The 22783-nt window shown below is 56.1% G+C and carries 24 protein-coding genes and 1 tRNA gene; 22 read left to right on the forward strand and 3 right to left on the reverse strand.

What is annotated here, in order from left to right; all coding sequences use genetic code 11:
- Positions 1–10: 10 nt before the first annotated feature.
- Together fliI and WKI41_RS14880 are read left to right on the forward strand one after the other, a co-directional pair.
- On the forward strand, positions 11–1405 hold the full coding sequence (fliI, locus tag WKI41_RS14875; protein WP_425341047.1) for a flagellar protein export ATPase FliI: 1395 nt from the start codon (positions 11–13) through the stop codon (positions 1403–1405).
- A gap of 2 nt (positions 1406–1407) precedes the next feature.
- A complete protein-coding gene (locus WKI41_RS14880) occupies positions 1408–1938 on the forward strand; it encodes a flagellar protein (protein ID WP_340194270.1) in 531 nt (176 codons plus the stop codon).
- A gap of 91 nt (positions 1939–2029) precedes the next feature.
- Here WKI41_RS14880 and WKI41_RS14885 read toward each other — a convergent pair whose 3' ends face one another.
- Entirely contained in the window at positions 2030–3952 is a 1923-nt protein-coding gene (locus WKI41_RS14885; RefSeq protein ID WP_340194271.1) for a glycosyl transferase, read from the reverse strand.
- A gap of 345 nt (positions 3953–4297) precedes the next feature.
- On the opposite strand from WKI41_RS14885, the gene WKI41_RS14890 reads away from it, so the two are divergent.
- The 17 genes from WKI41_RS14890 to fliQ all read left to right on the forward strand — a co-directional run bounded on the left by WKI41_RS14890 (position 4298) and on the right by fliQ (position 20807).
- Positions 4298–5167, forward strand: a complete 870-nt coding sequence (locus tag WKI41_RS14890; protein ID WP_340194272.1) for a flagellin — start codon at positions 4298–4300, stop codon at positions 5165–5167.
- Positions 5168–5439: 272 nt separating this feature from the next.
- Positions 5440–6312, forward strand: a complete 873-nt coding sequence (locus WKI41_RS14895) for a flagellin (RefSeq protein ID WP_340194273.1) — start codon at positions 5440–5442, stop codon at positions 6310–6312.
- Positions 6313–6639: 327 nt separating this feature from the next.
- Positions 6640–7515 carry a flagellin gene (locus tag WKI41_RS14900; protein ID WP_340194274.1) on the forward strand — a complete coding sequence of 292 codons (876 nt, stop codon included), beginning with the start codon at positions 6640–6642 and terminating at the stop codon, positions 7513–7515.
- Positions 7516–7752: 237 nt separating this feature from the next.
- On the forward strand, positions 7753–8709 hold the full coding sequence (locus WKI41_RS14905; protein WP_340194275.1) for a flagellin: 957 nt from the start codon (positions 7753–7755) through the stop codon (positions 8707–8709).
- A gap of 302 nt (positions 8710–9011) precedes the next feature.
- Positions 9012–9656, forward strand: coding sequence for a hypothetical protein (locus WKI41_RS14910; RefSeq protein ID WP_340194276.1), 645 nt, complete (start codon positions 9012–9014; stop codon positions 9654–9656).
- Entirely contained in the window at positions 9649–11031 is a 1383-nt protein-coding gene (locus tag WKI41_RS14915; RefSeq protein WP_340194277.1) for a MotB family protein, read from the forward strand. The genes WKI41_RS14910 and WKI41_RS14915 overlap by 8 nt, the downstream gene beginning before the upstream one ends.
- 9 nt (positions 11032–11040) lie before the next feature.
- On the forward strand, positions 11041–12276 hold the full coding sequence (locus WKI41_RS14920; RefSeq protein ID WP_340194278.1) for a chemotaxis protein: 1236 nt from the start codon (positions 11041–11043) through the stop codon (positions 12274–12276).
- A gap of 1 nt (position 12277) precedes the next feature.
- The gene (locus tag WKI41_RS14925; protein ID WP_340194279.1) at positions 12278–13759 is read left to right on the forward strand and encodes a flagellar hook-length control protein FliK; all 1482 of its coding nucleotides are present in this window, start codon (positions 12278–12280) and stop codon (positions 13757–13759) included.
- Positions 13707–14270: a transglycosylase SLT domain-containing protein gene (locus WKI41_RS14930; protein ID WP_425341054.1), complete on the forward strand. Its 564-nt coding sequence runs from the start codon at positions 13707–13709 to the stop codon at positions 14268–14270. Before WKI41_RS14925 ends, WKI41_RS14930 begins: the two co-directional genes overlap by 53 nt.
- Positions 14271–14551: 281 nt before the next feature.
- Positions 14552–15223, forward strand: coding sequence for a response regulator transcription factor (locus tag WKI41_RS14935; RefSeq protein ID WP_340194281.1), 672 nt, complete (start codon positions 14552–14554; stop codon positions 15221–15223).
- 214 nt (positions 15224–15437) lie between these two features.
- Positions 15438–16706: a flagellar hook-basal body complex protein gene (locus WKI41_RS14940; protein WP_340194282.1), complete on the forward strand. Its 1269-nt coding sequence runs from the start codon at positions 15438–15440 to the stop codon at positions 16704–16706.
- A gap of 20 nt (positions 16707–16726) precedes the next feature.
- Positions 16727–18169 carry a flagellar hook-associated protein FlgK gene (flgK, locus tag WKI41_RS14945; protein ID WP_340194283.1) on the forward strand — a complete coding sequence of 481 codons (1443 nt, stop codon included), beginning with the start codon at positions 16727–16729 and terminating at the stop codon, positions 18167–18169.
- Between the two features lies 1 nt (position 18170).
- Positions 18171–19184 (forward strand): flagellar hook-associated family protein, encoded by a 1014-nt coding sequence (locus tag WKI41_RS14950; protein ID WP_340194284.1) that lies wholly within the window; start codon positions 18171–18173, stop codon positions 19182–19184.
- 54 nt (positions 19185–19238) lie between these two features.
- Entirely contained in the window at positions 19239–19586 is a 348-nt protein-coding gene (flaF, locus tag WKI41_RS14955; RefSeq protein ID WP_340194285.1) for a flagellar biosynthesis regulator FlaF, read from the forward strand.
- Positions 19583–20029 carry a flagellar biosynthesis repressor FlbT gene (gene flbT, locus WKI41_RS14960; protein ID WP_340194286.1) on the forward strand — a complete coding sequence of 149 codons (447 nt, stop codon included), beginning with the start codon at positions 19583–19585 and terminating at the stop codon, positions 20027–20029. The genes flaF and flbT overlap by 4 nt, the downstream gene beginning before the upstream one ends.
- Positions 20023–20436: a flagellar hook assembly protein FlgD gene (gene flgD, locus WKI41_RS14965; protein WP_306931046.1), complete on the forward strand. Its 414-nt coding sequence runs from the start codon at positions 20023–20025 to the stop codon at positions 20434–20436. Before flbT ends, flgD begins: the two co-directional genes overlap by 7 nt.
- A gap of 104 nt (positions 20437–20540) precedes the next feature.
- On the forward strand, positions 20541–20807 hold the full coding sequence (gene fliQ, locus WKI41_RS14970; RefSeq protein WP_340194287.1) for a flagellar biosynthesis protein FliQ: 267 nt from the start codon (positions 20541–20543) through the stop codon (positions 20805–20807).
- 121 nt (positions 20808–20928) lie between these two features.
- On the opposite strand, the gene WKI41_RS14975 is transcribed toward fliQ, so the two are convergent.
- Positions 20929–21168 carry a hypothetical protein gene (locus tag WKI41_RS14975; RefSeq protein WP_340194288.1) on the reverse strand — a complete coding sequence of 80 codons (240 nt, stop codon included), beginning with the start codon at positions 21166–21168 and terminating at the stop codon, positions 20929–20931.
- A gap of 173 nt (positions 21169–21341) precedes the next feature.
- Here WKI41_RS14975 and WKI41_RS14980 point away from each other — a divergent pair, with 173 nt between their 5' ends.
- Positions 21342–21731, forward strand: coding sequence for a response regulator (locus tag WKI41_RS14980; protein WP_340194289.1), 390 nt, complete (start codon positions 21342–21344; stop codon positions 21729–21731).
- Between the two features lie 133 nt (positions 21732–21864).
- Positions 21865–22125: a hypothetical protein gene (locus WKI41_RS14985; RefSeq protein WP_340194290.1), complete on the forward strand. Its 261-nt coding sequence runs from the start codon at positions 21865–21867 to the stop codon at positions 22123–22125.
- A 58-nt stretch (positions 22126–22183) separates the two neighbouring features.
- Here WKI41_RS14985 and WKI41_RS14990 read toward each other — a convergent pair.
- Positions 22184–22258, reverse strand: a tRNA-Thr gene (locus tag WKI41_RS14990).
- Positions 22259–22399: 141 nt separating this feature from the next.
- Between WKI41_RS14990 and WKI41_RS14995 the strand changes: the two genes are divergently transcribed.
- Positions 22400–22633 carry a hypothetical protein gene (locus tag WKI41_RS14995; protein ID WP_425341048.1) on the forward strand — a complete coding sequence of 78 codons (234 nt, stop codon included), beginning with the start codon at positions 22400–22402 and terminating at the stop codon, positions 22631–22633.
- Positions 22634–22783: the final 150 nt, after the last annotated feature.

The following is a 22783-nucleotide window of genomic DNA, read 5'->3' on the forward strand; positions in this document are numbered from 1 at the left end:
GGCGCAAACGATGATGGATAGCCAACCGCAGCCTTCGCCGTTTCGCAAACTGGATGCGCTCGCTCAGATTGTCGCTGCACAACTGGCCTCAGGAACGCCTGTTTCGCGCGGCGGACGTGTGCGCACCATTGCTGCCGGACATTACACAGTCAGCGGTCTGTCCGAACATGTGCGGCTTGGGGAGTTCGTCGTTCACAAAAGTATGACGGGATTGCATCTGGGTGAGGTCGTGCGTGTCGAGCCGGACCTCATCTATGTCTGCCCAATCGAACCGGGAGAGCCGATCGGCGTCAACGACGTTGTGTTGCGAGAGGGAGAGTTTCGTGTCCAGCCAGATGACAGCTGGTGCGGACGAACGATCAACTCGCTTTGCAAGCCGATCGACGGCAATGGTCCGCTTCTGAAAGGCGTGCGAAAGCGCTCTGTCATGACCTTGCCGCCGCCATCCATGAGCCGCAGCCGCGTCATCTCCGGCTTTCGGACCGGCGTGAAGGCCATCGATATCTTCACTCCGCTATGTTTAGGCCAGCGTCTCGGTGTCTTTGCCGGCTCGGGCGTGGGTAAATCCACCTTGCTCTCCATGCTCGCCAAGGCCGATGCCTTCGACAAGGTGGTCATCGCGCTGGTTGGCGAACGCGGTCGCGAAGTGCGCGAATTCATCGAGGATACGCTCGGCGACAATATGAGAAAGTCGATTGCGGTCGTTGCGACGAGCGATGAGAGCCCGATGTTGCGCAAGATGGCGCCGCTGGTTGCCATGACCATTGCTGAGCACTTCCGCGATCAGGGCGAGAATGTCCTGTTCATCGCCGACAGCATCACCCGCTTTGCCCATGCAATCCGCGAAGTGGCGATTGCAGCTGGCGAGCCGCCGATCGCACGCGGATATCCCGCTTCGGTCTTCACCGAACTTCCGAAGCTTCTGGAACGGGCGGGACCGGGCGAGGAGGGGACTGGCACGGTTACCGCCATCATCTCGATCCTCGTTGATGGCGACAATCACAACGATCCAATTTCGGACTCGACGCGCGGCATTCTTGACGGTCACATCGTGCTTGACCGATCGCTCGCCGATGAAGGCCGTTATCCTCCGATCAATCCGCTGGCATCGATCTCGCGTCTTTCCCACAAGGCCTGGACGCCCGATCAGCAGAAGCTGGTCTCGCGGTTGAAATCACTCATTCATAATTTCGAGGAGACGAAGGATCTGCGCCTGATTGGCGGGTATCGACCGGGCGTTGATGCAGAGCTCGACATGGCCGTCAAACAGGTTCCCTTCGTTTACGAAGTTCTCAAGCAGTCTCCTGGCGATCCGACGGTGATCGACGCGTATGCGGAACTGGCAAATGCGCTGAGGAACGCGCCTGTTAACAACCAGGCGGCTGCACAGCGACGGGGACCATGACCATGAAGTTCAAAAAGCGCAACAGAACCACGACCGCGGCCGAGGCGTCCCGCCAATTCGATCGTTGGCTGACAGGCGGCCTCATCGGTGTTGCGGCGGCCGCAGCAGCTCTACCCTGGTACGTTTTCCTCAATCCGGAGAAATTCGGCATGAGCGGCCGTGGCTGGGAAGCCTTGATGAACGTCCCGCAACGTGGCGGCGGCGGAGGGGAGGCCGTCATTCCGCATGGCGACGACACCGCCGCTGCGATCGAGAAGGACGCAGCGGTTGATAACGTCATCACCGCAACTGTTCCTGCGCTCGATAAAGATCTGAATTCGGACAACCAATCGGTTCAGCAACCCTTCCCAGGCGGTGCGAACTTCAAGTTGCTGCATGTCTCGAACGGACGAGCGCTGATCGAGGACAAGTCCGGCATGTTCCTGGTGCAGATAGGCTCTGTCCTGCCAGATGAAAGTAAGCTTCTCTCAATGACGAAGGTGGAGGGCCGCTGGAAGATCGTGACCTCTGCAGGTGAGCTGTACTCTGAGTAACTACGCGCAGTGATGTAAGCGGGCTTCGTCTCTTAACACTACACACGAAAAGGGCCGCTTCTTTCGAGGCGGCCCTTTCTCGTGCTAGGCATTACCGTTCTAGAAATGGACCGTCGCGCTTCGGAAGGGCAGGAACATCGAAATGATCCGGCTCTACCCCCTGCTTGGCCCGCTCGACCATCATCTCGTAGCCGGTCTCAAGGTGACGGCAGAAGCGTTCCGCATCGAAGAGTGGTGTGACGAAGCGGTTTGTCGCCACCCGCTCACGAAGCTCCTTCATGCGGTCAGGGTTCTGAGCGTAGAACACAGCTTGGTTCACATATTCCTCCTCGTTCTCGACCACGAGTTCCGGAGTGCCTATGGCGTTCAACAGGCTCTCGCTGACGCGGGAGGCAAAGTTTGTGCCCTTGACGGTAAGGACCGGCAGTCCCGACCAGAGCTGTTCCGACGTCGTCGTATGGCCATTGACCGGGAAAGTGTCGAGGCCGAGATCGGCTGCCGTGATACGGTTGAGGTGAAGTTCGAAGTCCAGCTTGCCCATCAGGAAGACGCGCTTGGCGGGAATGCCGCTCTCGTTGAACTTCTTCATGATGTTTACGGCGCTGACCTGGCTGTTGAAGAGCACCCAGATAACGCTGTTGGGTGTCTTGTTCAGGATGTCGCACCATAACTCCATCACGCGGGGTGTGATTTTGCGGTTGGCGTTGAACGAGGCAAAGACGAATGCGTCTTCTGGAAGCCCGACTTCGGCGCGCGTCACCTGCTTTGCGAGCGGACGATTGACCGGGTCGTTGGGCTGATAGGTCTCCGGCAGACGTACGAACTTCTCATGGTAGAACGGCTTTGAGCTGTCCGGCAGCACGTAATGGTCGCCGACGGCGTAATCCAGATCGATATTGACGACCGAGCCAGGGAAGCCGATCCACGACACCTGGATGGGTGCCGCACCCATGTTGAGGATTGCCGTGCGGTTGCCGGCGGTATGACCCTTCAGGTCCACCAGGATGTCGATGTTGCGCGCCCGGATTTCGGCAAGCGCCTCCTCGTCCGTCATATCGAGGATGGTCACCACATCCCCCCACAAGCTGCGGTCGGCTTCGTTGGTCTTCAAGAGATCCGGATCGGAGTGGCAGAAGAGCGTGACTTCAAAGCGGTCGCGATCATGCAGTTCCAGCACCCGGCGGATCAGCTTCATCGTTGCGTGTTTGTCGAAGAAGTCAGACGAGAGATAGCCGATGCGGATTTTCTGGCCCCATTCGTGCGGCATCGCGCGACGGCGCTCCGTCATGTCGGGGGTGAAAACCGGCGTGTTGGAACGGGCCAACTGATTGATGTACTCGTCGCCGCTCCAGTGAAGATTGAAGAAGGTACCATCGAGCGACACGAATGACGTATCGCCGGCCGCAATCGCCGCATCGATGATCGGCTGGTGCTTCTCTATATTGTCGAACCTGCTGTGCTCGCGGCTGAAGACGAGATACATCAGACGAACCGGGTTGTTGCGCGGAAGCTTGGAAAGCAGAACGCGTGCCGTCTCGATATCGCTCGGATCGAAAAGATCCCATGTCGTGATGGCAATCCGCGCACCCAGTTTGATGTGCTCGATATTCTCGCTCTTCATCAAGATGGTTTTCAACGTGCGCGCGATACGATTTTGACCGCGGTCGATGAGCAACGATCCGACGATGTAAGCGATGTCCGGATATTTATGGAAGCGATGGATCAGCTTGTTGGAAAGGGCGAGCGCCTTGTCCTTCTGGTCGCAATCGTAAAACAGCTTGATGCTCTCCACCAGATAGGTTTCGGCGTCGATCCCGTTTTGCTGATAGGCAAGCTCGTAAGATGTCGCAGCCTGCTCTTTCAATCCAAGCTGCATCAGGGTCTTGGCAAGCAGCGCATAGGTCCGTGCGTCACGGTTGGTATCCATTAGCCTGTTCAGCGTATGCAGCGCATCGGTGTAGCGTCCAGTCTTGAAGTGCTTGGAGGCGGCTGAATAGCTGATTTCGTTTAACATGGATCCGTGGCGTCCTCTTGCTCGGTACGCCTTTCGAGGCGCGACCGATCTGCGGCGATAGAAAATTCACCGGACGCTACAGGATGAACCTTGCTCGAAACGGGACACCTGCGTGTGGCCTTGAAGGTCGGCGGATGCGCTTTCACCTGGGGTTAACCATAGGTCTGGGAAGGGGGGATTCGACCGTTCAAATTAAGAAGTTGGCAATCGTTGAGGGTCATTTTCATCCTCACGTGACGGGTTTGGTGTCCTTCAGAAAATGGACCCGAGTGGCATGAGGCCGAACCGTTTACGCCGGTGGAATCCGGCATGTCCCTCTCATGTATTTCGTTAAAAGGGGCAACCATGTCTAGCATTAACTTCAACTCGAGCGCGACGAATGCTCTCCAGACTTTGCGCGACGTCAACAGCAAGCTGCAAGGCGCTCAGACCAATGTGTCTACCGGCCTGAAGGTTTCCTCGGCAAAGGATAACGTCGCTTATTGGTCCATCTCCACGACCATGAAGTCCGACAACAAGGCGCTCGGCGCTGCTACGGACGCTCTCGGCGTTGGTGCTGCCAAGGTCGATACGGCCTATGCCGCAATGGACAGCGCAATCGATGTCGTCAACGAGATCAAGTCCAAGCTGGTTACCGCCAGCGAAAGCTCTGTCGATAAGACTCAGGTCAAGCTTGAAATCGACAAGCTTCAGGAACAGCTGACGGCTATCGGCCAGGCCGCTTCCTTCAACGGCGAGAACTGGATGGTTACCGCCACCAAGACGACCGTTGTCGATGGCTTCATGCGCAATAAGGACGGCACCGTCAAGATCAACACGGCTGAGTTCAAGGCTGGTAGCTACGCCATGTTCTCGACGATTGCTGGCGGCGTCGGCAGCGGCGGCATTCTTGGCGCAGTTATGACGATCGCGCTCACAAGCAACGCGACGCAGGGCAAGATCGACAGCTTCCTCTCCACCGTCAATACCGCTCTTAAGGAGTTGACGAAGGGTGCGGCTGCTCTCGGTGCGCTGTCCACGCGTATCGATCTTCAGGACAAGTTCGCCAGCAAGATCAGCGATGCCATGAAGGCTGGCGTCAGCAAGCTGGTAGACGCTGACATGGAAGAAGAGTCCGCTCGTCTCTCGGCGCTTCAGACCCAGCAGCAGCTGGCGGTTCAGTCTCTGTCGATTGCCAACAACAGCTCGCAGAGCATTCTGTCGCTCTTCCGCTAAGCCCAGCGGTAAAGAAAATCTTAAAAAGGCCAGGTCGAAAGACCTGGCCTTTTCGTTTTATTAACCAGCGTTAAAAAGTATTAACTAATTATTTTTGAATTTTACTATATGTTAATTAAATATTAGATCGATGTTAACCTTAATAGCCTTAGATAAATCCATCAAAACGACGGCTGCAGCGTTAATGGATTGGCTCAGCGAGCATGAGGCTATACGTCGTTTACCGGTGAAACCGGAATGTCCCTTCCTTATACTTGCCAGAGGGGCAGTTTATGACCAGCATTCTGACCAATACTTCCGCTATGTCCGCGTTGCAGACGCTGCGTACGATCAACTCGGATATGAAGAACACCCAGAGTAGCGTTTCCTCCGGCCTTCGTGTTGGGCAGGCTTCTGACAATGTCGCCTACTGGTCCATCTCCACGACCATGAAGTCTGACAACAAGGCTCTCGGCGCTGCTACGGACGCTCTCGGCGTTGGCGCTGCCAAGGTCGATACAGCCTATGCTGCAATGGACAGCGCAATCGACGTCGTTAACGAAATCAAGGCGAAGCTTACGACCGCAAGCGAAAGCTCCGTCGACAAGAAGCAGGTCCAGCTCGAAATCGACAAGCTTCAGGAACAGCTGACCGCGATCGGCCAGGCTGCATCCTTCAACGGCGAAAACTGGATGGTGAACAACACCAAGACGACCGTCGTCGATGGCTTCATCCGCACACAGGACGGCAACGTCAAGGTTACCACTGCAGAGTTCAAGGCTGGAAGCTATGCCATGTTCTCGACGATCTCCGGCGGCGTCGGCAGCGGCGGTATTCTGAACGCTGTTATGACCATCGAACTGACCAGCGTAACCACGCAGGGCACGATTGATGCTTACCTAAACACGGTTCAGACGGCGCTCGACAACCTCACAGATGGTGCTGCAGCGCTTGGTGCACTGAAGACCCGCATCGACATGCAGGATTCTTTCTCGAGCAAGCTCTCGGACGCCATCAAGTCCGGCGTCAGCCGTCTGGTCGATGCCGACATGGAACAAGAGTCCGCACGTCTCTCGGCTCTTCAGACCCAGCAGCAGCTCGCGGTTCAGTCGCTGTCGATTGCGAATTCCGGTTCTCAGCAGCTGCTTTCGCTCTTCAGGGGCTAACAGCTTCCACCTCAAAGATAAAAGCCGCGCTCAAGCGCGGCTTTTTTTGTTTCTTACGACAACAAATTTTCGTTGGCGTAAGGAAAAAAATATTCTTTTTTATCAATTTGTTATCCCAAGTTAATGCGCCAGATCCGTGTTAACGTGGCGTTCATTCAGGTAAAAATTTTCCTACACTTAAGGCTTTGTTAACCATAAAGCGGTCTTCTGTGGCCATCGAAACAGCGCACCGAACCAAACACTCGGTAAGCATGAAGCTATTTGCCGCGTTTCCCGGTACGACCGGAATGTCCCTTCTTCCAGAGATTGCCAAAGGGGCCACTTTAGATGACCAGTATTTTGACCAATACCTCCGCTATGTCCGCGTTGCAGACATTGCGTTCGATCAACACCAGCCTGTCGGACTCACAGAACCGCGTCTCCTCTGGTTACAAGGTCGCTCAGGCCAGCGATAACGTGGCTTATTGGTCGATTTCCACCACGATGAATTCCGACAAGAAGGCACTGAATGCTGCTTCCGATGCGCTGGGCGTTGGCGCAGCCAAGGTCGATACGGCCTATGCAGCCATCGAGAGCGCGATCAGTGCCGTCAACGAAATCAAGGCCAAGCTTGTAACCGCAAGCGAAGCGTCCACCGACAAGGGCCAGATCCAGCTCGAAATCGGCAAGCTGCAAGAACAGCTCTCCGCCATTGCACAGGGCGCATCCTTCTCGGGCGAAAACTGGCTGGTCTCGACGGCGAGCAAAGCCAATGTCGTCGATGGCTTCATTCGCTCTTCTGACGGAACCGTCAAGGTCACTGTTGCCTCGTTCAATGTCGGTACCTACGCCTTGTTCTCGACGGTCGTTAACAATGTCGGTAGCGGCGGGATTTTGAGTGATGTCATGACGATCGCTCTGGCCAGCACCACCACGCAAGGTGATATCAACAGCTACATGAACACTGTCGAAGCTGCCCTGAGCAAGATGACGGACTCGGCCGCTGCGATCGGCGCCCTTCAGATCCGCGTCGAACTCCAGGACAAGTATTCCAACAAACTCTCGGACGCGATCGAATCGGGTGTCAGCCGTCTCGTCGATGCCGACATGGAAGAGGAATCGGCCAAGCTTTCAGCCATTCAAACGCAGCAGCAGTTGGCAATCCAGTCTCTGTCGATTGCAAACTCCAGCTCGCAGAACCTTATGTCGCTCTTCCGTCAGTAAGGTTTCGCTTCAGGTTATTGGCAAAGGCCGCGTTTTCTGGAAACGCGGCCTTCGTCATTAAGAAAGTGGGTAGTCAAACAGGTTTTTCTCCAGCCTCGCACAAGCTTGCGCATGGCTTGATCATCTGTCTGGTCCCGCTGATTCCAAGGATCCTTCGCTTCGTCATGACGATGAGGTAGCACCGCCAAAAACGGCATGTTCTTTCCTCGCCTTGAGACTGCTGACATGACAAAAATCATGACCTCTAGCTACGTACAGAGCGCGCTCCAAACGCTGCTGTTTAGCAATGAAAATCTGGATAAGACCCAGCAGATTACAAGCAGCGGCTTGAAGATCGGTAAGGCTGCGGACAATGCAGGTTATTGGTCGACAGCAAAGAACCTTAAGTCCGAAGGCAACGTTTTAAGCAGCGTCGGCGACGCGCTCAGTCTTGGTGCCTCCAAGGTCGACACGACCTACGAGGGGGTTTCCTCGGCAATCGATATTCTCGATAAGATCACGACGCAGCTCATTACAGCCTCCGAGGAAAGCACGGATCGCGACACAATCAATAATTCGATTGCGGCACTGAAGAAAAATCTGGTGTCGGTAGCCCAGGCGGCGTCTTTTTCCGGCGACAATTGGCTCTTCAACACGACCCCACAATTGCAGGAAAGCAAGTCTATTCCCTTCTCCTACAAAAAGGGAGCGGACGGCGGTGTCAGCCTTCAATATCTCAGTATTAAGACCACCGACACCGTACTCATCGATTCCAGCGATCCGAGCCGGGGATTGTTCACCAAGGCCATTGACGCTGATGCTCTCAGACCGGACGGTTCCGGCACCCCCCGTGACTATTACCTGATGGGTGTTGATGGCGTGGCACCTCTGGGCGGTAAGGAAATCGCAATCTCGTCAAGCACGACGAAAGCAGAACTCGACGACATGATCGCCGTCGTCGGCCAGATCTCATCGAAGTTGAAGGGGCTCGGCAGCTCTCTCGGTACGATGTCGAACCGCATTGATCAGCAGCAATCCTTCGTGGGCGCTCTCGGCGATTCGCTGAGCAAGAGCGTCAGCCGCCTCGTCGACGCTGATATGGAAGAAGAATCCACCAAGCTGACCGCTTACAAATCGCAGCGTGATCTGGCGGTCGAAGTGGTTTCAATGGCTAACAGCTTCCGAAAGAGCCTCGCGAGTCTGTTCCAGGGATAAGTCTTCGGCCACGATGAGGCCGTTAAGGTATCGTGGTGCAAACGGGCAGGGGATCGGCCTGACGTCCCGCAGCATATCAGGGTTATCGCCCGCGCCAGGGCACCAATAGCCCAACCTTCTTCAGCCCAACAGGAGAGAGGTTCACCCTCGCACAAGTTTGGCTCTTTACCCTGCCGGATGAATGGCTGTCATGGCTGGAGCTCTCCCTGCTTCGGTCGTGCGGCTACAAATACCTTGCGGGTTTCCAGCAAGGCTCCCCGGATTGAAAACGACAGATCTCATGTCTGTTGCCAGGTGCGTCGATGAGTGCAGCGCTGACAAAATACTTGAAGGATTTCAGCCAGTTCGTACCGGTTGAAGAGCCCGTGGCCATCGATATCGAGATGCCGGCGTTGACCTTTGAGAATGAATGGGCGCCGGCTGCCGAACCTGAGGTCGATCTTGAAGAGGAAAAGCGGAAGGCCTTCGAGGAGGGCGAGCAATCCGCAAGACAGAGTCTGGAAGAAAGCCACCAGGCCGAACTCGACGAGCTGAAGCTTCGCCACGAGGAAGAACTGGAAGCCCAGCGTGTTCGGCTTGAGGAAGAAATTGCCGGTCACCTGGCGACTTCGGTCATCACCATGAAGCAGGTCATGAATGAGCACGTCGAGTCTGCTTGTCTCAAGGTTCTCAGCCAGTTTGTCGAGCAGGAGCTTGCACAAAAGACCGCAGCCGAAATGTCGGCCCAAGTTCTTCGCGAAATCCGCGATGGTTACGCTGGTACGGTGAAGATCAGCGGCCCGGAGCAACTGCTCTCCAAGATGCGTAAGGGCCTGGAGGAGGTTGATCATCCTGTCGATTACGAGGTGTCAGACGACATCGATATTCAGGTTCAGATGGATAATTCAGTTTTAATGACGAGATTGTCGGAGTTTTTCCAAGGCTTGAGAGGCTTGTCGGATGAGTGAGAGCGAAAATCACCATCACGGCAAAAACGAGATCATTATCGTCAAGCGCCATAAGGGTGGGCATGACGGTGCCCATGGTGGTGCCTGGAAGATCGCCTTTGCCGACTTCATGACCGCGATGATGGCCTTCTTCCTCGTCATGTGGCTCGTCAACGCCTCCAACGAAAAGACGACGGCGTCAGTCGCCAGCTATTTCAACCCGATCAAGCTGACGGACGAACAGCCGGCCGAACGTGGGCTGAAGCAGCCTGCCAAGAAGGAGCAGGGCGAAGAGAACAGCGCGAAATCCGACACTAAGTCGACAAAGTCGACCGAGGGCAGCGCGGCTGCGAGCGGCGAGGATTCCACCACGACGTCCGGCCAGAATGTCAATTTCTCCGAGACGGCCTTTTTCGAAAACCCTTACGCAGTTCTTGCGGAGATTGCTCAGGAAGTCGGTCAGCAAGCCAATGTCAGCGCCAAGGGTGAGGGCGGTGCAAGCGAGTCCGGCCCATCGACCGGCGCATCTGGTGGCGAAGCTTATCGCGATCCCTTTGATCCGGATTTCTGGAGCAAGCAGATGGACACCGCTCAGCAGAACCCGTCGGTCGTGGTGCAGGACACGAAGCTCCCGGAAAAGGAGCAGACATCTGAAAACGCGAAGCAAACACCACCGAAGCAAGATGTCGCAGGCGTCATCGGCGATCCGAACGAACTCGGAGTACCGGTTGATCCTAAGACGGCGAAGGCCGAGCAGGTTGCGGCAGACGATCTGGATCCGGAAGCGGAAAAGCCGACTGAAGTCGCGATGGCGATCCCCGTTCCCCGCCCCAAGCCCGATCAGGCAGCCGATAAGCAATCCGCCAAACAGGACACGCAACCAAGTCAGGATGCCGAAAGCGAGCCTGTTACGCCGGTGAAGGTATCGCCCGCCAATGAGAAAGCTGCAGACGCACTCCGTGCAGAAATCGCCCAGCAGGTATCCGGCGTGGCCGGCAAGCTGGCTGAAGGCATTGTCGTGACCCCCGCCGAGGGCGGCACGTTGATCACCATCTCTGAGAAGGCCAGCACGGCGATGTTCAGTGTGGGATCGGCGGTACCGAAGCGCGATCTCGTCCTGGCAATGGGAAAAATTGGCGAGGTCTTGAGCAAGCAGAAAGGTGCGGTCGTCATTCGCGGCCACACCGATGGCAGAGCCTATAGCAGCGGCGGCAAAGACAACTGGACGCTGTCGATGGATCGCGCGCATGCGGCATACTACATGCTGGTTCGCGGCGGACTGGATGAAGGCCGCATCAAGCAATTGTCTGGCTTTGCCGATCGTCGCTTGCAAAGCACAAATGATCCGATGAACGGCGCCAACCGCCGTATCGAGATATTGCTCGAGGATGGTTGAGGCCAGCGGATGATGAGAGCCACTCATATTGCTGGATTGTTGATGGGGGCATCCTGGCTGCTGGCTGCTGGTCAGGGCCAGGCCCAAAGCGACCTTCCGCCTGCCAAGATCCTGCGTTCGCTGCAGTTCGTGCAGGACTCGGTCGTCATGGGCGATCATTCCGCGCGTGACATGCAGAAATTTCTGCTGGGTGCCTTCGACACCACATTGCGCACATCCGACATGTCGGTGTTCTCCGACGTGAAGAATGCCGATGCGGCGCTGATCTACATCATGAGTGGTGGCAACCCCGCGACGCTGAACTATCTCGTCGCCAAAGACGTGCAGGGGTATTTCGATTCCCGCGTCGTCAACGTGCTGCAAAAATATCTGAGCGGTCGCGGCGGTCTGGTGGACAAGGTGGTCTCCGATCTGATTCCGGAATACCGCAACAATCGCCTCGGCCCCTATCTCATGCTGATCGCCGGCAACATTGCCTACTCGAAGGACCCGGCTGCAGCGCTTCCCTTCTTCGACGATGCGCGGTTAAGCGCGCCGGGTACGATTATCGAAGAAGCGGCGCTGCGCCGCTCCATCATGGCGACCATGCAGTTGAAGCAGCCTGAAAAGGGCATGCTCTACGCCAGGAAATACGCGATCCGGTTTCTGCACTCGCCCTATGCCTCGCAGTTTGCCGATCTCTTCGTCAGCCTTGCCATCGATAGCTTCGGCCCTGTGACGACGAAGGACATCGGCGAGATCGCTGAATTGATGGATGCGGAGAGGGCGCAGGAAATCTATCTGCGCATCGCGCGGCAAGCGTCTCTGCAAGGCAAGACTGAGCTTGCCCAGTTTGCAGCAGAGAAAGCCAATGGAATTGCCGAGGATACCGGTGACACAAGCCGCGAGCCTCTCTCCAAGCTTTATTCGGGATTGACCGATATATCCGGCCAGGATGTTCTTGGCGCGCAGCAAAAGCTGGCGAGCATTCCTGAAGCGGACTTATCTCCGCGCGACCTCGCGCTACGTGACGCGGCAAAGACGATTGCGCAGCAGATCATGCAGCCACCGTCTCTGTCGGCTGCACCGGCAGTTTCGAGCGGCAACAGCCCGGAACCGGATGGCGACGGGGCGCCTGCTGCTGCCGGACGAACCGAAGAGGCCGCGTCTCACGCAGCTGATGCCGCGCCGCTGAAGACATTTTTCGATAAGAACCGCGCTCGATTGAATGAGATCGACTCCATGCTGAAGCGGGAAGGGGGATAATATGAACGTCCTGAGCAACTTGGTGCCGAGCCACGCCGAGACCGTAAAGGTCACAAATGGTCGAGACCGTGGCGGATCGTCGTCCAAGCAAGGCGGGTCAGGCTTTTCCGACGCGCTCGGCGCTGCAGGCGACCGCAATACGCGGCAATCTGCGCCGGGAAGCAGCGCCAATACGAACACCAACGCCAGTTCCAGGGCGCAAGATGGCGACAAAGCCCAGAGTGCGCCGTCAAGCGCGGCGACTGCCGACGGCACGCAAACCGCCACCGACCGGCCTGCCGATAAGCCAAAGGATGATGCGCCAGCCCGTGCCACAAGCGCAGATGACAAGCAGCCTCCCGTCAAGAGCGAGGTCATCGATGAAGCGGCCGATAGCAAGCCCGCGCTCCTGCTGAAGCTTGTTGATCCGAGCCTGAGTATTCAAACGGCACCCGTCGCGCAGATCGCGGCAGAGGTGCAACCCCAAATCGAAGAGCCGACAGCATCGCTTGAAGATCTGGTGAAATTCATCGAGACGCTGACAAAGGCGACCGGTACCGCTGAAACGCCCGTCGAGGGTGATAAGGGCGATACGGATGGCGATAAGCCTGCCGATGATAGCGATCTGCCTGATACGGCGAGCACGAGCGTCGATCTCATGTCGCTTCTCGCAGCTACCACGATGCCGAAGGAACAGTCTGTAACGCCGGTGCACAGTGAGGCAAAGCCCAAGCCTGCGGATGGCGCGGCTCTGCTTCCGGTGGCTGCGTCGCCGGATGACGAGCAATCGGTTCCTACAACGGTGGTCAGGCTTACCAAGGGCGATGCTCCGGCGATCGATCTCCACATCGCATCGCATGAGGATGGGTCGTTGAAGGTCGATGCAACGCTGTCCTCTGCCCCCACTATCGACACGGTGCAGGTGCTCGATAGCAGGCGCTTCCTTGCTCTCGCACCCAACACCAATGCCGCGAACGTCACGGCATCCATCGCATCCGACCCTGACTGGTCCACCGCAATGGCGGCCAAGAGCAGCGGAGCGCCACTGGTGACGAGCACGGGCCAAGTGGTTCACACGCTCAAGATCCAGATGAGCCCGGTCGAACTCGGTCACGTGACAGCAGCGATGAAGCTGGTCGGCGATCAACTGAGCGTGCACCTTACAGCCCATACTCTGAAAGGATACGCCGAGCTACAGAAGGACAGTTCTGCCATCATGGACGCCTTGAAGTCGCAGGGCTTCAGCGTCGATCAGGTGACGGTCTCGCTTTCATCCACATCCGACCGTCAGGACAACACAAACAGCAACCGCCAGCCGAACGATCTAAACCAGCAAGGCGCGCAGCAGGGCGGCCAGCGTGGCAATGACGATCGATCGCAGGAGCAGTTCTATCGCCAGGCGCGCCATAACGCTCGCGAGGAGGTCAACGGTAATGATATGTCGGCTCAGCCTGAAGCACTTCCTAGCGATACCAGCACTCGTCCTGACCACGTTTACCTGTGAGGCTTCCCAACCGGTCGCAGCGGTCGAATGCGAGCGTCAGATTCATGATGCTGCAGGCGAGTATAATATTCCCGAAGGAATATTATATTCCGTCGGGCTAACGGAAACAGGACGCAAAGGCTCGCTCAGCCCCTATGCCATCAACATCGAAGGCAAGGCGCTTTTTCCTGACAGCAAGGGGGAGGCCTTTCGTCTGGTCGAGGAAGCCCGGGCGCGCGGTGCCAAGTTGATTGACGTTGGATGCATGCAGATCAACGTCTATTTTCACGGTGCAGAGTTCAGGTCGATTAATGAAATGTTCGAGCCTTCGAAGAACGTGGCCTACGCGGCCCGCTTCCTCAAGCAGCTCCATGATCGCCACGACACCTGGACGATGGCCGTCGCGAGATACCACGCCGGGCCTAACAACGACCCTGCGCAACAGCGTTACGTCTGCCGTGTCATCAGCAATCTCGTCGCCACCGGCTACGGTCAATGGACTGTCAACGCCCGGAAATTTTGCCAGGGTTAACCAATCTTTAGTTGTATCGATCTCCTCCATTTATGCCTCATTTTGAAATGCGGCAAGAATGGGCCAAATTAGGTGAGTCAATCCCCCTATTATCTTCCACATGTTTATCCCACGAAAAAATATCCCATTTTTGGTTAACGTATACTAGATATAGTCCAAATCGGCACAGTATGGTTAATCAACTATTAATAATTACCTGCGTTTTCCTGTAATTGTTAGAGATTCGCCCGATTCGTACACCCTAGGACGTAGGTGAGCTACACTGATTCGGAGGCGGACGAATGATCGTGGTAGTTGATGAGCGCAAGCTCGTTAAAGAAGGGTATACAGCCCTGTTTGGACGAGAGGGGATACCCTCGACTGGATTTGATCCAGCAGAATTTGGAGAATGGGTGAACACCGCAGCGGATTCGGACATCGCTGCGATCGAAGCATTTTTGATTGGTCAGGCTGAGACGACGCATGAACTGCCAAGAACGATCCGTGATCGTTCGCAGGCACCTGTCATTGCGGTCAGCGATCAGCATTCCCTTGACGCAACACTGGCATTGTTCGATTGCGGCGTCGACGATGTCGTGCGCAAGCCTGTGCATCCACGTGAGATCCTGGCGCGGGCAGCAGCCATTCGCCGCAGGCTCAACGTCATCACGCAGTTTACCGATGTCGGTCCGATCCGGGTATTTTCCGATGGTCGCGATCCGGAAGTGACTGGTGAAGTGTTCCCGCTTCCACGTCGTGAGAGACGCATCTTGGAATATTTAATCGCCAATCGCGGTCGTCGCGTTTCCAAGGCGCAGATTTTCAACGCGATCTACGGCATCTTCGACGAAGAAGTCGAAGAGAACGTTGTCGAAAGTCACATCAGCAAGCTTCGCAAGAAGCTTCGCAAGAAGCTCGGCTTCGACCCAATCGACTCCAAGCGGTTCCTCGGTTACTGCATCGACTGGTCCTAAACGTCATCGCGGGTCAAAAACGCCCGCGATTTTTGTTTAATCATTTCAGCAACATCATTCTAGAAGACCGGCCCGCGCCGGTCTTTTTCGTTTCTGGACGTCCCAAGTCCCAAATGGTCTCGAACCGCTGAAATTTTGCACGGCGGAGAAAACAGACAGCCTCACGCAAGGCCCGCATCCTAACGTCGTTAAGAACAGGAATAGAGGATTCGACATGAGCCTTTTTGGAACGATGAAAACTGCTGTATCCGGCATGGGCGCTCAGGCCAACAAGCTCGGGACCGTCGGTGACAACATCGCCAATGCCAGCACCACTGGCTACAAAAGCGCGTCGACGTCCTTTTCGACGCTGGTTCTCGGTTCGAACGGCGGTAACTACAATTCCGGCGGCGTGATGACGAAGGTCAATTACTCCATCACGCAGAACGGACCGTTGCAGTCTACTCAATCTCCGACCGATATCGCCATTCAGGGCGATGGCTTCTTCGTCGTCGAAGACCCAAGCGGCAACGTGTTCCTGACCCGCGCTGGACAGTTCGTGCCCGACGATGACGGCTTCCTCGTCAACGCCTCCGGCTTCAAGCTTCTCGGTTACAAGTACGATGGCACCACGCCGACAACGGTCGTCAACAGCTACGACGGTCTCGTTCCTGTCAACGCGGCGGCTGACGGCATGCAGGCAACGGCATCGACGCTCGGTTCGTTGACGGGCAACTTGTCTTCGTCTGCGCCCGTTGTGGCTGCTGGCAACCGGCCCCGCGCCAATAGCACCTCGGTCGTTGTCGATCAGGTCAGCACGTTGAAAACGTCCGTGACCGGGTACGATCCGCTTGGCAATTCGGTCAAGTATGACTTCTACTTCACGAAGACCGCGGACAACGAATGGGAAGTCTCGGTTTACGACTCAAAGTTCGCGACCGACCCGGGTGGTTTCCCCTATACCCAGCCTGCTTTGTTGAACGAAACGATGACCTACGATGCTGGAAAGCTTGAGAATGACCCTCCGAGGATCACGATCGACGATACCACCAACGACATGAACGTGACATTCGATCTCTCCGCAATGTCGCAGCTCGGTGCAGATAAATCAACGATCTCCAAGGGTGGCGTTAACGGCAACGCGGCCGAAGCGGTTCAGTCGATCTCGATCACGGCGGATGGCACGGTCTATGCGACCTATGCCAAGTCTTCGCCGCGGCCCCTCTATCGTGTGCCGCTCGCAGATGTTGCGAGCCCGGATAACCTGAAGGTCCTTTCTGGCAACGCTTTCCAGACGACAGCAGAATCGGGCGTTGTCACGCTCGGCTTCGCTGGCCAGACGGGCTACGGCACGATTGCGTCAAAGCAGCTGGAACAGTCGAACGTCGATATCGCCAACGAGCTGACGGAAATGATCCAGGCGCAGCGCAGCTACACCGCGAACTCGAAAGTCTTCCAAACAGGCTCCGATATGATGGACGTCCTCATCAATCTGGCACGATAACGGCTTCTGGAGACGGGTGAATGGCGCTCAGTACGACACTTAATACGGCCAAGGCCACTCTGGGTAACACGTCACTCTCAAGTGCCGTCGTTTCGAACAATATTTCGAATGCAAGCTCGAGCGACTATAACCGCCGCGCCGCCGTTACCACGGTCAATACGCTGACAGGCGCAATTACGGTCAAGGTCGAGCGCGCCGAAGACAGCGCTCTTCTCAAGCAGTATCTTTCTGCTGCGTCGGATGATGCGGGCAAGCAGAAGTTCCTGGCTGGCATGAAGTCGTTGAGCGTGGTGATGGGAGGCGAAGAATACACTGCTGCCCCGTCCACCTATCTTGCATCCTTGCAGAATGCGCTGAACACCTATGCCGCATCGCCGACGGACATCACGCTGGCCTCGGCTGTCGTTAGTGCCGCGACCGATACGACCAATGCGCTGAACACCTCGACAAAGGCCGTTCAGCAGTTGCGGGCTGATGCCGATAGCGAAATCGAGACCTCAATCTCGCGGCTGAACCAGCTGTTGAAGGATTTTGGCGACGCCAACGATCAGGTCAAATACGCGACCCTCGTCGGCCGCGACCCCAACAATGCGCTCGATAAACGCGAGGGCTTGCTCAAGGAAATTTCCGGGATCATCGGGGTTTCCACCGCAACCCGCCCAGGCAATGACGTTGCCATCTATACGACGGACGGCACGACCCTTTTTGAAACCACGCCGAGGAAGATATCCTTCGATTCCCGCGCGGCCTATGATGCCGACACGACCGGCTCCGGGATTTTCATCGACGGCGTGATGGTCAAGACGGGCTCCGGCAGCAACACGACTGCAAAGGGAAGCCTTCCGGCACTTCTTCAACTGCGTGATGAGGTCTATCCGACCTATCAGGCGCAGCTTGACGAAATTGCCCGCGGCCTGATGGGGACGTTTGCCGAAGATGACGGTGCGGGAAATTCGGTTGCCGGACTGTTCACCACACGTGATGGCTCGACCGTCGATTTCGAAACGCCGCAGAAGATCGCCGGCCTTGCCGGCCTGATTTCGGTCTCGCCCGATGCTGTGGCGACCCCGACGAAACTGCGCGATGGCAGCATCGCCGGCGTCAGTCCGAACGTTGATGGATCGAGCGGATACTCAAACGTTCTGTACAAATTTGCCTCAGCGATGAACACGCCGATAGAATTCGATCCGGCGGCTGGCATTTCGAGAAACACGACGTTGCTGAGCTTTGCGACGGACTCAGTGGGCTTTGCCGAAGAGTATCGCAGCAACGCCACGTCGGCGGCAGACAACACATCGGCCATGCTGACGAAATCGAAAGAGGCCTATTCGAACGCGACGGGCGTCAATCTCGATGAGGAGCTGATCCAGCTCCTCGATATCGAGCAGTCCTACAAGGCTGCGGCGAAGCTGATGACGACCGTTGATGAACTTCTGAAGACATTGTTGGCGGCGGCGAACTGATATGAAAACCTCCTCGATCTCATCCCAAAGCGTTAGCACGGCCATGCATCTGACGGTGTCCAATGCGCAGGCTGAAATCAGCAAGCTGCAGAAGGAAGCCGTCACCGGCACCTACTCGGATGTTGGTGTTGAACTCGGAACGCGCACGTCGACGAACCTCGACTACACGCGTGAAAGCAAGCGCCTGCAATCCATCATCGACTCTAACTCGGTGGCCGAGCAGCGCATGGACGCCTCGCAGTTGGCGATGAAGAACATGTCGGATTCGGCGCAGACGCTGCTCAATTCCGTGATTGCACTCAGTGGCAACACCGACTCTGGCAGCCTTGGCGTGGCGAAGACGACGGCCATGTCGGTGCTGGAAAACTTCACCAGCTATGCCAATACTGCAGTCAATGGCGAGTATCTGTTCTCCGGCATCAACACCGACGCGCAGACGCTGGACGACGGCTTCATCGGCAACATCACAAGCAGCTTCAAGTCGGCTTTCGACGCTGCCTTCCCCGATCCGTCGACGGCCTCTGCCAGCGACGTTGCATCCTTCCTGCAGGACTACCAGAACAATTTCGACTGGCCTTCTTGGACAAAGGCGTCCGATACGACCATGAGCAGCCGTATCAGCACCTCGGAGACGGTCTCTACATCCGCCAGCGCCAATGAAACCGGGTTCAAGAACCTCGTCCTGGCAACGGTCATTTCCTCGCAGCTGGTCGACGCCGGTCTCGGCCCGGATGCGCTTGCGGCGGTCAATGACACCACGACGAAGCTCGCAGGTTCAGCCATTGCCAACATCGACACCCAGCGCGCCAGAATCGGCCTGTCTCAGGAGCGGGTGGAGAAGGCGAACACCTATATGAGCGCCCAGAAGACCATCATCGATACTCAGCTGACCGATCTTGTCGGCATCGATACCTACGAGGCCTCGACCCGCCTGACGACGCTGTTGAACCAGGTCGAAACGTCCTACACGATTACGTCGAAAATTCAGGGGCTTAGCCTCGTCAATTTCATCTAGCAGGAATAATTCCGCCGATGACGGGCGGCACATCGGGCCATGAAGGAAAGATAAATGTTCCAGTTTTCATATGCGGAGATCATGGAGGATGACCCCCATATTGCCCGCGACAGGGAAAGACAGGTCCTAGAGCGATCTATCGATCTCCTGGAAGTCGCTAAGCGACAGGAAAAATATGGCAAGGACGGGATCGAGGCGATTTTCTACACAAGACGGGTGTGGACCCGGTTCGTAGATGACCTCCAGCAGCCAGAAAATGAACTGCCGGTTGAACTCAAAGCCAACCTCATTTCCATCGCCATCTGGATTCTCAAAGAATGCGAGCAGATACGCAAGCGTAATTCGACGAACTACCAAGGCATTATTGACGTGACAACCATCATCAAGGATGGACTTAAATGAAAAGTACACTGCGGATTTCCTTGAAGTCTGGGGAAAAGATCTTCATCAACGGCGCAGTTCTTCGCGTCGACAGGAAGGTTTCTCTGGAATTCCTCAACGATGTGACATTTCTCCTCGAGAACCACGTGTTGCAGCTTGAGGATACGACGACACCTCTGCGGCAGCTGTACTTCATCGTACAGATGATGCTGATCAATCCGGAAGGTAAGGAGCAGTCCCTGACGCTCTTCCGCAAGTCGATCACGATGCTGCTTGCGACCTTCAAGAACGAAGAAATCCGTTCTGAGCTGAAGCGCATCGATGCCACCGTCTCTTCGGGCCGTCCCTTCGACGCGCTGAAGACGATCCGTGGTCTCTACGCCAAGGAAGAATCCATTCTCAACAGCCACGAAATTACGCCGGCTGTCGTCAACGAACTGCGAAGGGAAATCGCACCATGGTAGACGCCGTAACGGGTGCGACATCGACGCAGACAACCTCGGCATCGAAAACCGACGCCAAAAAGGCGTCGCTGGATTACGACAACTTCCTTAAGCTCTTGATCACGCAGATGAAGAACCAGGATCCGACCAATCCAATGGATCCGAGCCAGCAGGTCGCCCAGCTCGCAACCTTCTCGCAGGTCGAGCAGTCGATCAAGATGAACACCAATCTGGAAAGCCTGATCTCGGCATCGTCGCTGTCGAACGCGTCTTCCTACATCGGTAAGACGATCACCAGCGCAGACGGCCAGACCAGCGGTGTCGTGAAGTCTGTCGAAGTCACCGCCGAGGGCCTTTCCGCCACCACAGTCGCTGGCTCGACGATCGCCATCGGCCAAGGCATCAAAATCTCGCAGACGGCGTCTTAACGCCTTCTGTCGAATCATATAGCGTCTCTCATGGTCGCATCATGCGGCCATGCCCGCCGTTTCAGGTCTGGCATCCTTTACCCGAATGAAACGAGCGGATCGAGATGAACGAAGCAGACGCTCTCGATATCATGCAAAATGCGATATGGACGGTGCTCATCGCATCAGGTCCTGCCGTTCTTGCAGCCATGACGATTGGCATCATTATCGCTTTTGTACAGGCCTTGACGCAGATCCAGGAAATGACGCTGACCTTCGTGCCGAAGATCATTACAGTCATGGTCGCCATCGCCTTTTCGGCCCCCTTCATTGGCGCGCAAATCTCGCTTTTCACCAACCTGGTCTTCTCCCGCATTCAGTCGGGCTTCTAACCTGGTCCTGGTTTCAAGCGTCTTCAGAACGTTAGCTTGACCAAACGGTGGTGCTTACTCCAGTCGTTGTTGTGGTTTCTACGGGATCCAAAGGCTGCACCCACGGCTGCATATGCATACCTCAGCCATTGGCATAAGCCACCAGACGCTTGCCTTCTTCAGTGAGGACAAGACGAGGAAAGCCGTTTGTAGCGATCTCTTTGACGAAAGCTTCTTTTTCAAGATTGGCAATAGTTGAGGTCGAAATGCGCTTGTCGCCAACCAGCCAGATTCGACCCGAGCGTCGTTGATAACGATATCGGTGGATCGCTGACAAGGTGCGGATTGCAGTCTGCGAAAGCTGCTTTTCATCAGATGCCATCATGACGTCTCCTGCGAATGTTCTTGCTACGTTCATGTGATGTCAAGTGCATAAGCTTTCAAGTGAGCGCCTCGTCATTCAGATTTAATTAAATATGTTCGCAAATACTGGTCAGCGGGGATGATCGAAACGGGCGTGGACAAGTTGAGTAACCGATAGCCATTGGAGCCGCCATGTCCCCGCGTACTGTGCTCGTCGTAGAAGACGATCTTCTGATCCGAATGATATTGGTTGAGGCGCTCCAGGACGATGGGTACGCTGTCGTGGAGGCTGCGAACGTTCTTGAAGCTGTCGCGGCGATAGGACGACATCCGTCATTCGACGCGTTGGTTACTGACGTCGACATGCCGGGACATCTCACCGGGCTTGATCTCGCAAGTATGGTGTCGAGTGTGTCTCCGCGAACGCAGATCATTGTCGTTTCCGGTCGCGACGTCGGCGATGATGTGGCGCCAGGGTGGGCGTTCTTGCCAAAGCCGTACAGCTTGGATCAACTCCTGAACCTGCTGGATAAAGCCGCTGGCGTGTCAACCGATGCTCATGAGATAGCGCAAGCAGTTTGACCGTGCGGTAGCGACGGGCGTTATTCTTGAGCTCAGGCTCGCCGAGTGTGCTGGTCTTGGACCTGCCCAATCCCATATATTGATCCGATCATCTACCCGAGTCCGTGGCTCACATTGAAAGGGAGGACGCCGAATGGCTTACAACGCGAAGCCTGGAGATGTCTGCTTGTTTGAAAATGAGAAGGCTGGGCACGAAACCGCGCCCGACCACCGCGGCTACTTTATCGCAGACCGCGATATCAAGGCAGGCGAGAAAGTCGAACTCGCGCTTTGGGCAGGGCGCCCGGACAGCCTGAGATCATTCAGCGGTCGTCTCTCGGCGCAAAGGGGCGGAGTGTCTCCAGAGACTGAGCCCGTCGATCTTTTCGGCAACCCGGTCAAGCCCAGAGCGTGAAGACGGCCCTGTGTAACCGGCAATGCAAAAAAATTCTGAAATTTCGGGGATAAATAAATGGTGCTGCGAAAGAGGATTGAACTCTCGACCTCTCCCTTACCAAGGGAGTGCTCTACCACTGAGCTACCGCAGCATCTGTCGCCGAAGCGGTGCCTCGACATCAAGTGGGCGCCTATTGCCATAGGTTTTTGATGAGCGCAAGCGTCAAAGTGCGACTTCACCATACCTTTCTGAAAAAAGGGGCGGACACTGTTGAACGGTACGAAATTCGTTTATGACACCGCTTATGGACGAAGATCAGGACGAAACCCCGCAAACGCCGCTTGCATCTGGCCAAACTGGGCCGGGCGAAAAAGCAAAGCAGCGAGAGGCAGAGCGCAAGGCGCGCGCGGCAAAAAAGCTGCGTGAAAACCTTGCTCGCCGCAAACAACAGTTGCGCGCCCGCCGTGCGGGTGATGAAGACGATACAATCGGACTTCCTGCCGCAAAAACGAACGAATCGTGCTGACAAGAACATGCCGGGGAAAATTGAAACGGACAGGGAATTCATCTTTCGCGTCGACTCTGTCTTGAGTTAAGCGGCTTCAACTCTTTTTCAGCTGTGCTGCCGCTTGGTCGGCAGGCCGGCTCCAACACATGCCTGAACGGCATCAAGGAA

This window comes from Agrobacterium larrymoorei (genome assembly GCF_037722385.1).
GTDB lineage: Bacteria > Pseudomonadota > Alphaproteobacteria > Rhizobiales > Rhizobiaceae > Agrobacterium > Agrobacterium larrymoorei_C.

Coding starts and splice junctions, on each gene's coding strand:
- WKI41_RS14920 (WP_340194278.1), top strand. CDS start 11,041: ATGATGAGAGCCACTCATATTGCTGGATTGTTGATGGGGGCATCCTGG.
- WKI41_RS14885 (WP_340194271.1), bottom strand. CDS start 3,952: ATGTTAAACGAAATCAGCTATTCAGCCGCCTCCAAGCACTTCAAGACT.
- WKI41_RS14935 (WP_340194281.1), top strand. CDS start 14,552: ATGATCGTGGTAGTTGATGAGCGCAAGCTCGTTAAAGAAGGGTATACA.
- flgD (WP_306931046.1), top strand. CDS start 20,023: ATGGTAGACGCCGTAACGGGTGCGACATCGACGCAGACAACCTCGGCA.
- WKI41_RS14940 (WP_340194282.1), top strand. CDS start 15,438: ATGAGCCTTTTTGGAACGATGAAAACTGCTGTATCCGGCATGGGCGCT.
- WKI41_RS14985 (WP_340194290.1), top strand. CDS start 21,865: ATGGCTTACAACGCGAAGCCTGGAGATGTCTGCTTGTTTGAAAATGAG.
- WKI41_RS14905 (WP_340194275.1), top strand. CDS start 7,753: ATGACCTCTAGCTACGTACAGAGCGCGCTCCAAACGCTGCTGTTTAGC.
- fliQ (WP_340194287.1), top strand. CDS start 20,541: ATGAACGAAGCAGACGCTCTCGATATCATGCAAAATGCGATATGGACG.
- WKI41_RS14950 (WP_340194284.1), top strand. CDS start 18,171: ATGAAAACCTCCTCGATCTCATCCCAAAGCGTTAGCACGGCCATGCAT.
- WKI41_RS14880 (WP_340194270.1), top strand. CDS start 1,408: ATGAAGTTCAAAAAGCGCAACAGAACCACGACCGCGGCCGAGGCGTCC.
- WKI41_RS14910 (WP_340194276.1), top strand. CDS start 9,012: ATGAGTGCAGCGCTGACAAAATACTTGAAGGATTTCAGCCAGTTCGTA.
- WKI41_RS14895 (WP_340194273.1), top strand. CDS start 5,440: ATGACCAGCATTCTGACCAATACTTCCGCTATGTCCGCGTTGCAGACG.
- flgK (WP_340194283.1), top strand. CDS start 16,727: ATGGCGCTCAGTACGACACTTAATACGGCCAAGGCCACTCTGGGTAAC.
- WKI41_RS14925 (WP_340194279.1), top strand. CDS start 12,278: ATGAACGTCCTGAGCAACTTGGTGCCGAGCCACGCCGAGACCGTAAAG.
- flaF (WP_340194285.1), top strand. CDS start 19,239: ATGTTCCAGTTTTCATATGCGGAGATCATGGAGGATGACCCCCATATT.
- WKI41_RS14900 (WP_340194274.1), top strand. CDS start 6,640: ATGACCAGTATTTTGACCAATACCTCCGCTATGTCCGCGTTGCAGACA.
- WKI41_RS14975 (WP_340194288.1), bottom strand. CDS start 21,168: ATGGCATCTGATGAAAAGCAGCTTTCGCAGACTGCAATCCGCACCTTG.
- WKI41_RS14995 (WP_425341048.1), top strand. CDS start 22,400: ATGACACCGCTTATGGACGAAGATCAGGACGAAACCCCGCAAACGCCG.
- fliI (WP_425341047.1), top strand. CDS start 11: ATGATGGATAGCCAACCGCAGCCTTCGCCGTTTCGCAAACTGGATGCG.
- WKI41_RS14915 (WP_340194277.1), top strand. CDS start 9,649: ATGAGTGAGAGCGAAAATCACCATCACGGCAAAAACGAGATCATTATC.
- WKI41_RS14890 (WP_340194272.1), top strand. CDS start 4,298: ATGTCTAGCATTAACTTCAACTCGAGCGCGACGAATGCTCTCCAGACT.
- WKI41_RS14980 (WP_340194289.1), top strand. CDS start 21,342: ATGTCCCCGCGTACTGTGCTCGTCGTAGAAGACGATCTTCTGATCCGA.
- flbT (WP_340194286.1), top strand. CDS start 19,583: ATGAAAAGTACACTGCGGATTTCCTTGAAGTCTGGGGAAAAGATCTTC.